Genomic DNA, 13,347 nt, shown 5'->3' with positions numbered 1-13,347 from the left:
TCCGCCCCTGCGGCGGTCTATGCTCGGTACACCATGGACGAGGCACACCGCACCGAGTTCGCCGAGCTGCTGCGCACCCGCGTCGACGAGATCGACGCGACGTTGGCCGCGCTCGAGGGCGATCTGGGCGCACTGGCCGACGCGCGCGCCGACGCGACTGCGGACGACGAGCACGATCCCGAGGGCGTCACGCTCTCGGGCGAATGGTCGCGGATCGCGGGTCTGCGCGACGAGCAGCTGCGCGAGCGTGCTGCGGTGCACGCCGCACAGGAGCGGTGGGATGCCGGCACCTACGGCGTCTGCCAGTCCTGCGGCCGGCCGATTCCGGTGGGCCGGCTGCGCATCAGGCCGATGGCGACCAGATGCGTCGCCTGCGCCGAGCGCGAAGACCGCTGACGAGAGTCCGGGGCGGGGGTCCGGGTGATGGTCCGACGGCTCAGGCGCCGGGCCGGCGCCGCTGCAGCTCGCGGGCGGCCTCGCCAGGAGTGCGGTCGAGCAGCCGCTGCGGCCACACCAGGTCCCACCCCGCGTTGTTGGCCCGGGACGCGCGCAGCGATTCGGGCGAGTAGCCGGCGCCGCGGGGTGCGGAGGACAGGAACCCGTCGTAGCGCCGCAGCCGGATGCCGAGGGCGCCGGAGGTCGAGCCGATCCGGTCGACGTCCTTCCAGTCGATGCGTCCGCCCTCGCCGAGACGGATGCCCTCGTCGTCCGCGGTGATCAGGCGCGTGCGCCGCCACTGCGTGACGAACGCGGTGCCCCCGCCGATGCCGAAGAAGGCGATGGCGCCGCTGCCGACCACCACGTTGAGGGTCTTGGTGGGCGCCAGGGCCAGGACGACGACCCCCATCGCGGCGAACAGAGCGCACAGGATCACGAGGACGACGAGCTTGCGGCGAGGGGTGATCACGACGAGGGGCGGCGCGGAATCGGGCATGGGTCCACCGTATGCGAGACCCGCGTGTCTGATGGCGCATACGGCAACCGGCGGGTAGAAAGGCAGAGGTGTGCACCCGGGGGGCTGGACTCATCCGACGCCGATGCCTACGGAAGGAACCACCTCGTGAAGATCATCAAGCGCCTCGTCATCATCCTGGCCGCCGCCTTCGCGGTCTTCTACCTGGTCATGCACCCGCAGGACGCGGCAAGCGCCGTGCAGGGGGCGGTCGGCGCCGTATGGGGCGCAGGTGAGGCGGTCGTGCACTTCTTCACGGCGCTCGCCGGTTCATGAGCGAGATCGATCCACGCACCGCCCGCCATCTGATCGCCGATCAGGGCGAGATCGTGATCGACGAGGTGCGCAAGCACTGGGCGTCGCTCGTGGGCGCCGTGGTCGAACTCGCGTGCGGTGTCGCGGTGACGATCCTGGCGGTGATCGTGCCGCCCGCGTGGTGGCTGTTCCTGCTGGTCGCCGCGGTTCTGATCGCCCATGCGATCTGGCGGATCCTGGACCGTCGGATGGACAGGTTCGTGATCACCAACATGCGGGTCTTCCGCATCCACGGCATCCTGTCTCAGCACATCGCGACCATGCCGCTTGCCCGCATCCTCGACATCACCGTCGACAAGCCCTTCGTCGGGCGGATCCTCGGCTACGGCCATTTCATCTTCGAGTCGGCGGCCCAGGCGCAGGGTCTGCGCGAGATCCGGTTCGTGGGCAACCCCGACCGGCGGGGCCTCACGATCCAGCGCGTGATCCAGCAGGCGGGCCTGCGCGGATGGGCGGGGCGCGACCTCGGCGCCGGACACGGGACGTCGGCGCCGATGCGAGAGCAGCGGCGGGTGTCGCCGGCCGCGGCCCCGGCGCCGGTGGTGTGGAACGAGACGCTGCAGTTCCCGCCGCTCGATCGCGCGCCGCACGACCCGGCCCCGTTCGAGCCGGCCGCGTTCGAGCCGGAGCCGTTCGACACCGCGCTGTTCGACCCGGACGCGACCGACACCGACCCCATCGAGCTCCCGCGCTGACGACTGAGACCCGGAGCGGCCGCGGGAACACCGCGGTCGCAGGGAACATCGCGTGTGCCGAGGGCGTTCTGATACCCTGGAGTGTCATTCGCGTGGCGACTGGTTCGTCGTGCGTGCGACACGCAACACATCCGCTCCGCTTCGGCGAGCATCCCGCTCCCATCATGCCGCACATGTGCGGCGGGTGGCGTGTGCCGGAGCCCGATCATCCAACCCAACAAGGACAACCCACTACATGACTACCGCAACGACCGCCCCGGCCACCAAGCAGGTCGCGATCAACGACATCGGATCTGCCGAGGACTTCCTGGCCGCGGTCGAGAAGACGCTGAAGTTCTTCAACGACGGAGACCTCATCGAAGGCACCGTCGTCAAGATCGACCGCGACGAGGTCCTCCTCGACGTCGGTTACAAGACCGAGGGCGTCATCCCCTCGCGCGAGCTTTCCATCAAGCACGACGTCGACCCGAACGAGGTCGTCGGCGTCGGCGACCAGGTCGAGGCCCTCGTCCTCCAGAAGGAGGACAAGGAAGGCCGTCTCATCCTCTCCAAGAAGCGTGCGCAGTACGAGCGCGCGTGGGGCGACGTGGAGAAGATCAAGGAGAACGACGGCGTCGTGACCGGTCAGGTGATCGAGGTCGTCAAGGGCGGCCTCATCGTCGACATCGGGCTGCGCGGCTTCCTGCCGGCGTCGCTCATCGAGCTGCGTCGCGTCCGCGACCTGACCCCGTACCTGGGGCAGGAGCTCGAGGCGAAGATCCTCGAGCTCGACAAGAACCGCAACAACGTGGTGCTCTCGCGCCGTGCGCTGCTCGAGCAGACGCAGTCGGAGTCGCGTTCGAACTTCCTCAACAACCTGCACAAGGGTCAGGTCCGCAAGGGCACGGTCTCGTCGATCGTCAACTTCGGCGCGTTCGTCGACCTGGGCGGCGTGGACGGTCTGGTGCACGTCTCCGAACTCAGCTGGAAGCACATCGAGCACGCCAGCGAGGTCGTCGAGGTCGGCCAGGAGGTCACCGTCGAGATCCTCGAGGTGGACCTGGACCGCGAGCGCGTCTCGCTGTCGCTGAAGGCGACGCAGGAGGACCCGTGGCAGGTCTTCGCCCGTACCCACGCGATCGGCCAGATCGCACCGGGCAAGGTCACCAAGCTCGTTCCGTTCGGCGCGTTCGTGCGCGTCGCGGACGGCATCGAGGGCCTCGTGCACATCTCCGAGCTGTCGGGCAAGCACGTCGAGCTGGCCGAGCAGGTCGTGTCGGTGGGCGAAGAGGTCTTCGTCAAGGTCATCGACATCGACCTGGAGCGCCGCCGCATCTCGCTGTCGCTGAAGCAGGCGAACGACGCGGTCGACCCGTTCGGCACCGAGTTCGACCCCGCCCTCTACGGCATGGCCACCGAGTACGACGAGAACGGGGAGTACAAGTACCCCGAGGGATTCGACCCGGAGACCAACCAGTGGAAGGAAGGCTTCGACGAGCAGCGCGAGACCTGGGAGCAGGAGTACGCCGCCGCCCAGGCCCGCTGGGAGGCGCACAAGGCGCAGGTCGCCAAGGCGCTCGAGGCCGAGGCCGCCGGCTTCGGCGAGGCCGCGGCGCAGCCGTCGTCATCGTTCTCCAGCGAGTCGACCCCGGCGGGCACCCTCGCCGACGACGAGGCTCTCGCCGCTCTGCGCGAGAAGCTCTCCGGTCGCTGATCGGGACACGCTGAACGAGGGGGCCGGAACCTGCGGGTTCCGGCCCCCTCGTCGTCCCATGTCGCGATAACGTCGCGGTATGACATCGGGCGGTGGGATCAGGCTCATCAGGTTCGAGGGCGGGCACGACCGCACGTTCGAACGCGTCGGTGCGCTGAACCAGCTGCTCCTGGCATTCGTGGTGCTCGTCACCACGATGCTGACGGTCTTCTCGCCGCGCTCCAACGACGCAGGCCTCTTCTTCATCGGCATCGTGATGGTCTTCCTCGCGACCGGTGCCGCCGTCGTGGTGCCGTGGAATCGGATCGCCGCGATCTGGCTCGCCCTCGTGCCGGTGACCGACATCATCGCCATCGCCCTCATGCGACTCGGCGAGCCCACATCGGGGGTGGGTCTGCTCTGGGTCTTCCCGGCGATGTGGCTGGCCTCGACGTACGCGCTGGCGGGGGCCGTGGGCGGGGCGGTCGTGATCCTCGTCGTGTTCGTGCTGACCGTCATCGCGCAGCCCGGCATGCCGTCCGGCTATTCGCTGGTCCTGCTGCCCCTGGTGGTGTTCAGTGTGAGCGGCGCGAGCTACCTGACCGCGCGGCGGTCCGCGGCTCAGCGGGCGCTGCTGGACAAGCAGGCGCGGGTGCTCGGACAGTCGCTGGAGCGGTCGCGACGGCAGGAGCAGGAGCTGGCCGAGCTCATCGAGGCCGTGGACTTCGGCCTGATCCGCATCGCGCAGGACGGCGCGGTCTCGATCGTGAACGAGACGCCGGCCGAACTGCAGCGGGCGCTGATTCGGGAGGCTGCCGCCGACGACCTGCAGGTGTACTCGGCCGACGGGGTCACCCCCCTGCCGCCCGACGAGATGCCGCTCGAGCGCGCGCTGCGCGGGGAGGCCTTCGACGGCCAGGTGCTGTGGTTCGGGGGCGCCGAGGGCGACACCATCGCGCTGGAGATCTCGGTGCGCCGGCTGCGGGACTCCTCGGGAGCCGACGCCGGGGCGGTGCTCGCGTCGCGGGACGTCACCCGCGAGCTGCGGGCCCTGCGCGCGCGCGACGAGCTGGTGGCCTCGGTCTCGCATGAGCTGCGCACGCCCCTGACCTCGATCCTCGGCTATCTCGACCTCGCGATCGACGACCCACAGGTGCCCGCCGGCGCCCGGCGGGGTCTGGAGATCGCCGAGCGCAACGCGGAGCGGCTGCTCGGGATCATCGCCGACATCCTGGCGGCCTCGAGCGACTCCACCCGATCGGTCGACCTCACCATCAGGCCCGAGTACGCCGACGTCGCCGACATCGTGGCCGCGGCCGTGGAGTCCCTGGTGCCCCGGGCCGAAGAGGCGGGTGTGGGCCTCGATGCCTCGGGTGTGGAGCCCGCGACCGCCTATGCCGACCCGCACCGGATCCGACAGATCCTGGATAACCTGATCGTCAATGCGATCAAGTACAACCGTGCGGGTGGGACGGTGACCATCGGCTGCACGACCGACGGGGACTCCACGTGGATCCTCGTCCGAGACACCGGGATCGGAATGACCGACACCGAGATGGGGAGCCTGTTCGAGCGGTTCTACCGGGCTGAGAGCGTCCGCACCGGCACCCGGAAGGGCACGGGGCTGGGGCTCGCGATCAGCAGACAGCTGGCGCGCGCGCACGGGGGCGACATCACCGTGCGCAGCACCGTGCAGGTCGGCTCGACGTTCATGGTGCGGCTGCCGGCGACGCGCGCGGCATCGGCCCCGGCGCCACGGGTGGCGGTGCCCCGGTCGGTGGACGATCCCGAGGCGCGGGGCGCCGTCCCGGAGGGGGAGTGAGCATGGTCCTCGATCAGGTGACGCTGTCGTTCGTGACAGCCCTCGTCGTGGTCGTCAGCGGTGTGTTCTTCATCGCCGAGACGTTCCTGCGCCGCGACGACGGCGCCGGGCGGGTGTGGTCGCTCGCGTTTCTCGGGGCGATCCTGACGACGCTGTCGTACATGGTCTGGGCGTACGACCCGCACGCGATGTGGAGCGTGGTCATCGGCAACGCGACGTTCGTGATCGGAACCGGGTGCATGTGGCTCGGATGCCGGTACTTCAACGCACGGCGGATGACCGCGTCGTCCCTCGTCGTGGCCGTCGTCGCGGTGGGGGCGGCGGTCGCGGTCATCGTGGACAGTCCGGATGCCGGGTCCTGGGCGGGCGCGCTGTGGATGTTCGTCGCGCTCATGGTGTTCGCGGGCTTGGGCGCCGCCGAGGCGCTGCGCGGGGAGATGGGCCAGTACCGCACGGCGCGGGCACTGGCGGGCGTGCTCGGGCTGCAGGCGCTGTTCTACGTCGGGCGCATCGTCTCCGTGCTGATCGGCGGTTTCGACGGGGTCGTGTTCGTCACGTACTTCGGGGTCGCGGTGGCCAGCGTTCTGACCGTGATCCTGACCATCGTGGCGGTCGTGGTGACGTCCGTTCTGCGGGCGGATCGCGCGGCAGACCGCGGGCTGCTGCTCACGGCCTCGGCGCCACTGCTGGGAACGGGTGGCGTGCTGCCGTACGGCTCGTTCCTTCGGATCCTCGACCAGGCACTGAGTCGCGCCGGGCATCGCGCCGAGCAGGTCGCGGTGGTCTCGGTGCGCATCGACGACCTGCCGCAGATCGCGATGGCGTTCGGCGACGAGGTCGCCCATACCGTGGCCGACGCGTGCCGCGAGAGCGCGCTGCGGCTGGTGCCCGCGATGGCGCTGGTGGGCGAGGACGGGGAGACCGGGCTGCTGATCGCGTTCCAGGCCACGTCCGGGCCGGATGCACGTCGTCGTGCAGGGCAGCTCTACCGCGGCCTGGTCGACGGGCTCGGCCGGGTCAGCGGGGGCGTTGTGCCCGTGGTCGGGGTCGGCATGACACTGCCCCAACCGGGCGGCGCGACGACGGACCGGGCGGTGGCCGCAGCGCGCGCTGCCGGGCGTCGCGCAGCCGGCAGCGTCGGGACGGCGGTCGTGGTGGACGAGGACGTCAGCGCGCCGTGAGCCGGTAGCCGACGCCGCGCACCGTCTCGATCCATCGCGGGTGCGCCGGGCGCTCGCCGAGCTTGCGCCGCAGGTTCGCCATGTGCACCTCGATGACGCGGCCATCGCTCTCGCTGACGAACTCGGTGCCGTTGTAGCGCTCGCCGCGCAGCATCAGCGCCAACTCGTTCTTGGCGACCACGCGGCGACGAGCCGAGAGCAGCTCGGCGAGGATGTCGAACTCGCTGCGGGTGAGCTCGAGCGGCACGCCGTCCACCGAGGCGAGCCGCATGCCTACGCTCAGCCGCAGTCCCTTGTGCTCGAGCCAGTCCCCGTCGTCGGTCTCGGCCGGCGTCTCCACCGGCGCGTTCGGCTCCCGCGTGGTGGCGACGGGGGCGGGCCGTTCGGAATGCGCCGGGGCGGGGGCGCCCATGCGCGAGCGACGCAGCAGCGCCTCGATGCGGGCGCGGAACTCGCGCGGCCGGAACGGCTTTGTCACGTAGTCGTCGGCACCGGCATCCAGCCCCTGGAGGGCGTCGATCTCTTCCGTGCGCGCCGTCAGCATGACGATGAAGGTCTCGCTGATCGCGCGGATGCGGCGCGTCGCCTCGAACCCGTCCATGCCCGGCATGTTCACGTCGAGCGTCGTCACCACGGGGCGTACGTCGCGGACGAGCTCAACGCCCTCGGCACCGCTTCCCGCACTGTGCACGGTGAAGCCGGCCTGCTCGAGCACGTCCGACAGCAGCGAACGGATGTCGGCCTCATCCTCGATGACGACGGCGATGCGTCTCGGATCCACGAACTCCCCCTCCTGAGCCGAGGCCCCTGGGGATTTCGGCTCCGCGACATCGGTCAGGATATCCCAGAACGCATGACGGAACGCTTTACCGGGCACGGGTGTCGTTCCTCATGAACAGCTCGGTCTGCCCGAGAAGGCGGCGGTGGAGTCCGCCAATGTGAACGAGATCGCGGTGGTGTTCGACCACGCCAGGCCGGCCGCGGTGCGACCCGTGACGGCGGGCAGGGCCGCGCATGCGGAGGTGGGGGAGAACTGCGTGCTGGGAAGCGTCATTGCGTTCGCCCAGTTCCACGGGCCGATGCTCGTGTCGCTGTTGCGCGTGGCTGTGGACAGGTCGGCTGACAGCGACACGGTGGCGATGGAGCTCGGCGCGGACACCTGGAAGGTGATCGTGTACGTCCGCAGGTGCTTGTTGGCCGCGCCCGAACCGTCGTACGTCATCGAGGCGATCGTGCACGTGCCGACCGGGGTGTTCTGCGCCGTCATCGCGGTGCAGCTGCCGAACGCCGACCAGGCGCCGGCCGAGACGGGTGCGGCGGCGTATGTGCGATCGGCCCACGCCGCACTCGTGTGGGCGACTCCCGCCGTGACCGTCAGCGCCCCCAGCAGCGCGATGGTGACGACGGCCGCGAACACCGCTCGGCCCGCGGCGGCACGGCCCCACGCCGGGCGGCGGGGGGCAGGTCCGCGCCTGCCTCGCCCCACCGCCCGGCGCTTGATCGCCGCGGCACCGGTCGGGTTCACGATGCCGTGGCCCCGGTGGGCTCGCGCCGCTCGCGACGCGAGCCCACCGGGAGTGTGTCGTCCAGCGGAGTCTCGGCCGCGTCGGCCGAGGCATCCACTTCTCCTTCTTCCCGGCGCGTGGCCGGCGTGATCCAGGCGAGCCCGACCAGGGCGGCGACGCCCAGCAGCAGGGCCAGCGCCACCGGGGGCGCCGTCATCCGCTGGACGACGGCGCCCGCGCCGGGCAGACGCAGCGAAGGCGCCCACACGCGCTCGCCGACGTGGTACCCCACCGCGTCGACGAACCGGTTGTTGTCGCCCTTGAGGACGATCGTGTAGCCGTCGCCGTCCCGGACGATCGACTGGACGCGGTGCGTGACGAGGTCGTGCGTCTGCGCGCTGGGCAGGCTCACGACATCGCCGACCGCGAGCGAACCGGTGTCGACGGGAGTGTCGACCACCAGGTCGCCGGTCATGATGTTCGGCTCCATCGAACCGGAGATCACGATGAGGGGCTTGATCAGGCCGGCGGCGGTGGCGCCCCAGACGATCCCGCAGGCGATCCCCACGGCAGCCAGCGCCCACAGGACGCCGATGGCGATGCGGTGCAGTGCGATCATGTCGTGCTCGTTTCTTCGGTTCGATGAAGGGGTGCGTCGTCCGGGCCGGCGATCAGGCCGTGGCGGTGCCCGCGACGGTGACGCTGATCGTGCCGGACTTGCCCTGGTTGGTGGCAGCCCAGTCGGCGGGCGCGGTGACGGTCAGCGTGATCGTCGTCGTCTGCGAGGCGCCCGAGGCGGTCAGACTCGTCGAGGCGGGGCTGACTGCGATGGTGGGTGCTGTCGTGAAGGTGCTGCCGGTGGCCCAGCCCGCGCTCGCCGTGATCGCGGCATTGGCCGTACCGGCGTTCTTCACGTACAGCGTGACCGTGCGGGTCTGACCGGGCAGCATGTTCGCGAACGTCGCGGCGGGCACGCTGAGCTGGACCGCGTCGGCGTTGTCGGACTGCACCCAGGTGGTGTTGTCGAGCGAGCCCTGCAGGTCGAACGTGGCGGCCTGGGCGGGAGCGGCGAAGAACACGTTGTCGGTCCATGCGGCGCTCGTGAGGGCCGCGCCCACGCCGCCGACGGCGAGCAGGGCCAGCGCACCGGCGATGATCGGGCGGCGCTTGTGGGTGCGGGCGGACCGGCGCTGTGCGCGGGTCGAGGATGTCTGGATCATTTCTGCCTTTCGGGCCGAGTAGTGCAGCGTCGGGGTGTCCGGGAGATCCCGGGCTCGCACTGCGGTGATCCGAAGGTAGAAGCCGTGCCTCAATCCGCACTCAATCAGGCCTCAAGCCGATCTCAGGGTTGTGATCTTGAGTCGATCCTGAGCAGAAGTCGCACACCGTCACTCGGCAGCGGTGAGCCGATAGCCCACACCGCGCACCGTCTCGACCCAGCGGGGATGGGATGCCGTGTCGCCGAGCTTGCGGCGCAGATTGGCCATGTGCACTTCGATCGCGCGCGCGTCGCTGTCGCTGACGTACGTGGTCGACGCATGATGCTCGCCGCGCAGCATGAGGGCCAGTTGGCTCTTGGAGCGCACCCGGCGCCCGCTGGAGAGCAGGTCGGCAAGGATGTCGAACTCGCTGCGGGTGAGGTCGAGCTCGCGCCCGTCCACCACGGCCACCCGCATCTGCGGATGCAGGCGCAGACCGCGGTGCTCGAGCCAGTGCTCGTCGTCGTCCCGCGACTCGGTGACCGGCGGCGAGAACGCGTGCGCGCGAGGGCGTCGGAGCATCGCCTCGATCCGCGCTCGCAGCTCGCGGGGGCGGAACGGCTTGCCGATGAAGTCGTCGGCCCCGGCCTCCAGCCCCTGCAGCGTGTCGATCTCGTCGGTGCTCCCGCTGAGCATGACGAGGTAGGTGGGACTGATGGCGCGAATCCGCCGCGCCGTCTCGATCCCGTCCATCCCCGGCATGTGCAGGTCGAGCGTGGTGACGACGGGCTCGGTGCTCTCCACGAGCGCCAGCCCCTCACGACCGCCGCCGGCGGTCGACACGTCGAACCCTGCCTGTTCGAGCACGGCCGCCACCAGCACTCGGACTTCTTCCTCGTCTTCTATGACGACGGCACTGCGCGCATCCAGCACATGACCCCCCAGCGGTCAACGCATCCGCTCCCACAGCGGCGCGATCTTCCGACCCTCTCGCCAGGATAGCGAAGAAGCTGACGCGCGTCACGTACGGGAATATCGGGGGCCCGGCCCGCTTCCCCAAGCGGGCCGGGCGCGGGTCCCGCCGAAGGATCCCAAAGCCGGCGGCGACCCCTGCACCGACGGTGCCCCGGGGGTGTTCCGCACCCACGACGAGGCTGGACGCGCTCGCTCAGCCGCCGCTCGGGCCACGCTCAGGATGTCGCCGGCATCGCCGGGGCGCCCGGACGTGGCATCCTCGACCCATGCCTCTCATCGCACTCACCGGCGGGATCGCCTCGGGCAAATCGACGGTGGCGGCGCGCCTGGCCGCACACGGCGCCGTCGTCGTGGACGCCGACGCGATCGTGCGCGACGTGCAGCGGCCGGGTTCGCCCGTGCTCGATCGGATCGCCGCCGAGTTCGGCGCCGATGTCATCGAGTCCGACGGGTCGCTGGCTCGCGCGCGGCTGGGCGCGCTGGTGTTCGGCCATCCCGACCGGATCGCACGGCTGAACGCGATCGTGCACCCGGCGGTCGCCGCGGAGTCGGCGCGCCGGTTCGCTGCGGCGTTCGCCGCGGACCCGGCAGCGGTCGTCGTCTACGACGTGCCGCTGCTGATCGAGGCCGGACGCGACGACGACTGGGACCTCGTCGTGGTCGCGCACGCGCCCGCCGAGCTGCGGCTGGAGCGTCTCGTGACGCTGCGGGGCATGACCGCCGACGAGGCGCGGTCGCGGATCGCGGCGCAGGCCGGCGACGACGAGCGGCTCGCGGTGGCCGACGTCGTGATCGACACGTCCGGCACCCTCGCGGAGACCCGCGCCCAGACGGATGCGCTGTGGGCGCGGGTGTCGGACGGATCCGCCGCGACGCGCTGAGCACGCCGGGATGTCCGAACCCGGTCGTAGCCTGGTGTGATGCAACCCACCCGTTCCGTCCGCCCGTTCGAGGTCGTCAGCGCATACGCCCCCAGCGGCGACCAGCCGCAGGCGATCGCCGACCTCGCCGCCCGCATCAATGCGGGCGAGACGGATGTCGTGCTGCTGGGCGCCACCGGCACCGGCAAGTCGGCCACCACGGCCTGGCTCATCGAGCAGGTGCAGCGGCCGACGCTGGTGCTCGCGCACAACAAGACTCTGGCCGCGCAGCTGGCGAACGAGTTCCGCGAGCTGATGCCGCACAACGCGGTGGAGTACTTCGTCAGCTATTACGACTACTACCAACCCGAGGCGTACGTCCCGCAGACCGACACCTTCATCGAGAAGGACTCGTCGATCAACGCCGAGGTCGAGCGGCTGCGCCACTCCACGACGAACTCGCTGCTCAGCCGCCGCGACGTCGTGGTCGTCTCGACCGTGTCGTGCATCTACGGCCTGGGCGCCCCCGAGGAGTACCTGCGCGCGATGGTGGCGCTGCAGGTGGGAGAGCGCTACGACCGCGATGCACTGATCCGCCAGTTCATCGCGATGCAGTACAACCGCAACGACGTCGACTTCTCGCGCGGCAACTTCCGCGTGCGCGGTGACACGATCGAGATCATCCCGGTCTACGAGGAGTACGCGATCCGCATCGAGCTGTTCGGCGACGAGATCGAGGCGCTGTACATGCTGCACCCGCTCACCGGCGACATCATGCGCAGGCTCGACTCGGTGCCGATCTTCCCGGCGTCGCACTATGTGGCCGGCACGGACGTCGTGCAGCGCGCGATCGGCACGATCGAGGCCGAGCTGGCCGAGCGCCTGGCCGAGTTCGAGCGCCAGGGCAAGCTGCTCGAGGCGCAGCGGCTGCGCATGCGCACGACGTTCGACCTCGAGATGCTGCAGCAGCTGGGGTTCTGTTCGGGCATCGAGAACTACTCGCGCCATCTCGACGGTCGCCAGCCCGGCGAGCCGCCGCACACGCTGCTGGACTTCTTCCCCGACGACTTCCTGCTCGTGATCGACGAGTCCCACGTCACGGTCCCGCAGATCGGCGCGATGTACGAGGGGGATGCCTCGCGCAAGCGCACCCTCGTCGAGCACGGGTTCCGGCTGCCGTCGGCGATGGACAACCGCCCGCTGCGGTGGGACGAGTTCAAGGAGCGGATCGGGCAGACCGTGTACCTGTCGGCGACTCCGGGGCGCTACGAGATGGGTGTGGCCGACGGCATTGTGGAGCAGATCATCCGCCCCACGGGCCTGGTCGACCCCGAGATCGTCGTCAAGCCTTCGAAGGGCCAGATCGACGATCTGCTCGAAGAGATCCGCCTGCGGGTCGAGCGCGACGAGCGCGTGCTGGTGACCACACTGACCAAGAAGATGGCCGAAGAGCTCACCGACTTCCTCGGCGAGCACGGCGTCCGGGTGCGCTATCTGCACTCCGACGTCGACACGCTGCGGCGCGTCGAGCTGCTCACGGAGCTGCGCGCCGGCGTCTACGACGTGCTGGTGGGCATCAACCTGCTGCGCGAGGGTCTGGACCTGCCCGAGGTCTCGCTGGTGTCGATCCTCGACGCCGACAAAGAGGGGTTCCTGCGCAGCGGCACCTCGCTCATCCAGACGATCGGCCGTGCGGCCCGCAACGTCTCGGGCCAGGTGCACATGTACGCCGACAACATGACCGACTCGATGCGCAACGCCATCGATGAGACCGAGCGGCGGCGCGAGAAGCAGATCGCCTACAACCGTGAGAACGGCATCGACCCGCAGCCGCTGCGCAAGCGCATCGCCGACATCACCGAGGTGCTCGCGCGTGAAGGCGCCGACACCGCGTCGATGATGTCCAAGCGCGACGCGGCCAAGACCAAGAGCGGCAAGGGCAAGAGTCCGACGCCGCGGCTGCGCCGCGAGGGCCTGGCCGCCGAAGGGGCGCAGCAGCTCGAAGAGACGATCTCGGACCTCACCGGCCAGATGCTCGCCGCGGCCGGTGAGCTCAAGTTCGAGCTGGCCGCCCGGCTGCGCGACGAGGTGCAGGACCTGAAGAAGGAGCTGCGGGCGATGGAGAAGGCCGGCCACGCCTGAGGTGCGCGGCCCCTCCGGTAGCGTGAGAG

14 protein-coding genes are annotated in these 13,347 nt (G+C 70.2%); 8 read left to right on the top strand and 6 right to left on the bottom strand.

Annotated features, from left to right (window positions below; genetic code table 11):
* The first annotated feature begins 33 nt into the window (after positions 1-33).
* Positions 34-396, top strand: a complete 363-nt coding sequence (locus AC3RX0_RS06975) for a TraR/DksA family transcriptional regulator (protein WP_491505186.1) — start codon at positions 34-36, stop codon at positions 394-396.
* A 40-nt stretch (positions 397-436) separates the two neighbouring features.
* On the opposite strand, the gene AC3RX0_RS06970 is transcribed toward AC3RX0_RS06975, so the two are convergent.
* Complete coding sequence (locus tag AC3RX0_RS06970; RefSeq protein ID WP_491505185.1) at positions 437-934, bottom strand: STM3941 family protein; 498 nt, start codon at positions 932-934, stop codon at positions 437-439.
* Positions 935-1,060: 126 nt separating this feature from the next.
* Between AC3RX0_RS06970 and AC3RX0_RS06965 the strand changes: the two genes are divergently transcribed.
* From AC3RX0_RS06965 to AC3RX0_RS06945, 5 genes are all read left to right on the top strand, one after another.
* Positions 1,061-1,228, top strand: a complete 168-nt coding sequence (locus tag AC3RX0_RS06965; protein WP_491505184.1) for a hypothetical protein — start codon at positions 1,061-1,063, stop codon at positions 1,226-1,228.
* Positions 1,225-1,962, top strand: coding sequence for a PH domain-containing protein (locus AC3RX0_RS06960; RefSeq protein WP_491505183.1), 738 nt, complete (start codon positions 1,225-1,227; stop codon positions 1,960-1,962). Before AC3RX0_RS06965 ends, AC3RX0_RS06960 begins: the two co-directional genes overlap by 4 nt.
* A gap of 235 nt (positions 1,963-2,197) precedes the next feature.
* A complete protein-coding gene (rpsA, locus tag AC3RX0_RS06955; protein ID WP_491505182.1) occupies positions 2,198-3,655 on the top strand; it encodes a 30S ribosomal protein S1 in 1,458 nt (485 codons plus the stop codon).
* A gap of 79 nt (positions 3,656-3,734) precedes the next feature.
* Positions 3,735-5,456 (top strand): sensor histidine kinase, encoded by a 1,722-nt coding sequence (locus tag AC3RX0_RS06950; RefSeq protein ID WP_491505181.1) that lies wholly within the window; start codon positions 3,735-3,737, stop codon positions 5,454-5,456.
* A gap of 2 nt (positions 5,457-5,458) precedes the next feature.
* On the top strand, positions 5,459-6,637 hold the full coding sequence (locus AC3RX0_RS06945) for a hypothetical protein (RefSeq protein WP_491505180.1): 1,179 nt from the start codon (positions 5,459-5,461) through the stop codon (positions 6,635-6,637).
* Here the strand turns inward: AC3RX0_RS06945 and AC3RX0_RS06940 are convergent.
* The 5 genes from AC3RX0_RS06940 to AC3RX0_RS06920 form a co-directional block, all read right to left on the bottom strand.
* Entirely contained in the window at positions 6,624-7,418 is a 795-nt protein-coding gene (locus tag AC3RX0_RS06940) for a response regulator transcription factor (RefSeq protein WP_491505179.1), read from the bottom strand. The genes AC3RX0_RS06945 and AC3RX0_RS06940 overlap by 14 nt on opposite strands.
* A 108-nt stretch (positions 7,419-7,526) precedes the next feature.
* The gene (locus tag AC3RX0_RS06935; protein ID WP_491505178.1) at positions 7,527-8,162 is read right to left on the bottom strand and encodes a hypothetical protein; all 636 of its coding nucleotides are present in this window, start codon (positions 8,160-8,162) and stop codon (positions 7,527-7,529) included.
* The gene (locus AC3RX0_RS06930; protein WP_491505177.1) at positions 8,159-8,761 is read right to left on the bottom strand and encodes a signal peptidase I; all 603 of its coding nucleotides are present in this window, start codon (positions 8,759-8,761) and stop codon (positions 8,159-8,161) included. The genes AC3RX0_RS06935 and AC3RX0_RS06930 overlap by 4 nt, the downstream gene beginning before the upstream one ends.
* Positions 8,762-8,813: 52 nt before the next feature.
* Positions 8,814-9,362, bottom strand: coding sequence for a hypothetical protein (locus AC3RX0_RS06925; RefSeq protein WP_491505176.1), 549 nt, complete (start codon positions 9,360-9,362; stop codon positions 8,814-8,816).
* Positions 9,363-9,530: 168 nt separating this feature from the next.
* Positions 9,531-10,274, bottom strand: a complete 744-nt coding sequence (locus AC3RX0_RS06920) for a response regulator transcription factor (RefSeq protein ID WP_491505175.1) — start codon at positions 10,272-10,274, stop codon at positions 9,531-9,533.
* Positions 10,275-10,582: 308 nt separating this feature from the next.
* Here AC3RX0_RS06920 and coaE point away from each other — a divergent pair, with 308 nt between their 5' ends.
* Both coaE and uvrB read left to right on the top strand, forming a co-directional pair.
* Positions 10,583-11,197, top strand: a complete 615-nt coding sequence (gene coaE / locus AC3RX0_RS06915) for a dephospho-CoA kinase (protein WP_491505174.1) — start codon at positions 10,583-10,585, stop codon at positions 11,195-11,197.
* Between the two features lie 39 nt (positions 11,198-11,236).
* On the top strand, positions 11,237-13,318 hold the full coding sequence (gene uvrB / locus AC3RX0_RS06910) for an excinuclease ABC subunit UvrB (RefSeq protein ID WP_491505173.1): 2,082 nt from the start codon (positions 11,237-11,239) through the stop codon (positions 13,316-13,318).
* Positions 13,319-13,347 lie beyond the last annotated feature (29 nt).

The sequence above is a fragment of the Microbacterium sp. W1-4-2 genome (assembly GCF_058349885.2).
Note: the sequence above shows the minus strand (reverse complement) of the source record. Positions and strands in the feature narration are given on the sequence as shown.

Coding starts and splice junctions, on each gene's coding strand:
- AC3RX0_RS06925 (WP_491505176.1), bottom strand. CDS start 9,362: ATGATCCAGACATCCTCGACCCGCGCACAGCGCCGGTCCGCCCGCACC.
- AC3RX0_RS06975 (WP_491505186.1), top strand. CDS start 34: ATGGACGAGGCACACCGCACCGAGTTCGCCGAGCTGCTGCGCACCCGC.
- AC3RX0_RS06945 (WP_491505180.1), top strand. CDS start 5,459: ATGGTCCTCGATCAGGTGACGCTGTCGTTCGTGACAGCCCTCGTCGTG.
- AC3RX0_RS06960 (WP_491505183.1), top strand. CDS start 1,225: ATGAGCGAGATCGATCCACGCACCGCCCGCCATCTGATCGCCGATCAG.
- AC3RX0_RS06970 (WP_491505185.1), bottom strand. CDS start 934: ATGCCCGATTCCGCGCCGCCCCTCGTCGTGATCACCCCTCGCCGCAAG.
- uvrB (WP_491505173.1), top strand. CDS start 11,237: ATGCAACCCACCCGTTCCGTCCGCCCGTTCGAGGTCGTCAGCGCATAC.
- coaE (WP_491505174.1), top strand. CDS start 10,583: ATGCCTCTCATCGCACTCACCGGCGGGATCGCCTCGGGCAAATCGACG.
- rpsA (WP_491505182.1), top strand. CDS start 2,198: ATGACTACCGCAACGACCGCCCCGGCCACCAAGCAGGTCGCGATCAAC.
- AC3RX0_RS06950 (WP_491505181.1), top strand. CDS start 3,735: ATGACATCGGGCGGTGGGATCAGGCTCATCAGGTTCGAGGGCGGGCAC.
- AC3RX0_RS06930 (WP_491505177.1), bottom strand. CDS start 8,761: ATGATCGCACTGCACCGCATCGCCATCGGCGTCCTGTGGGCGCTGGCT.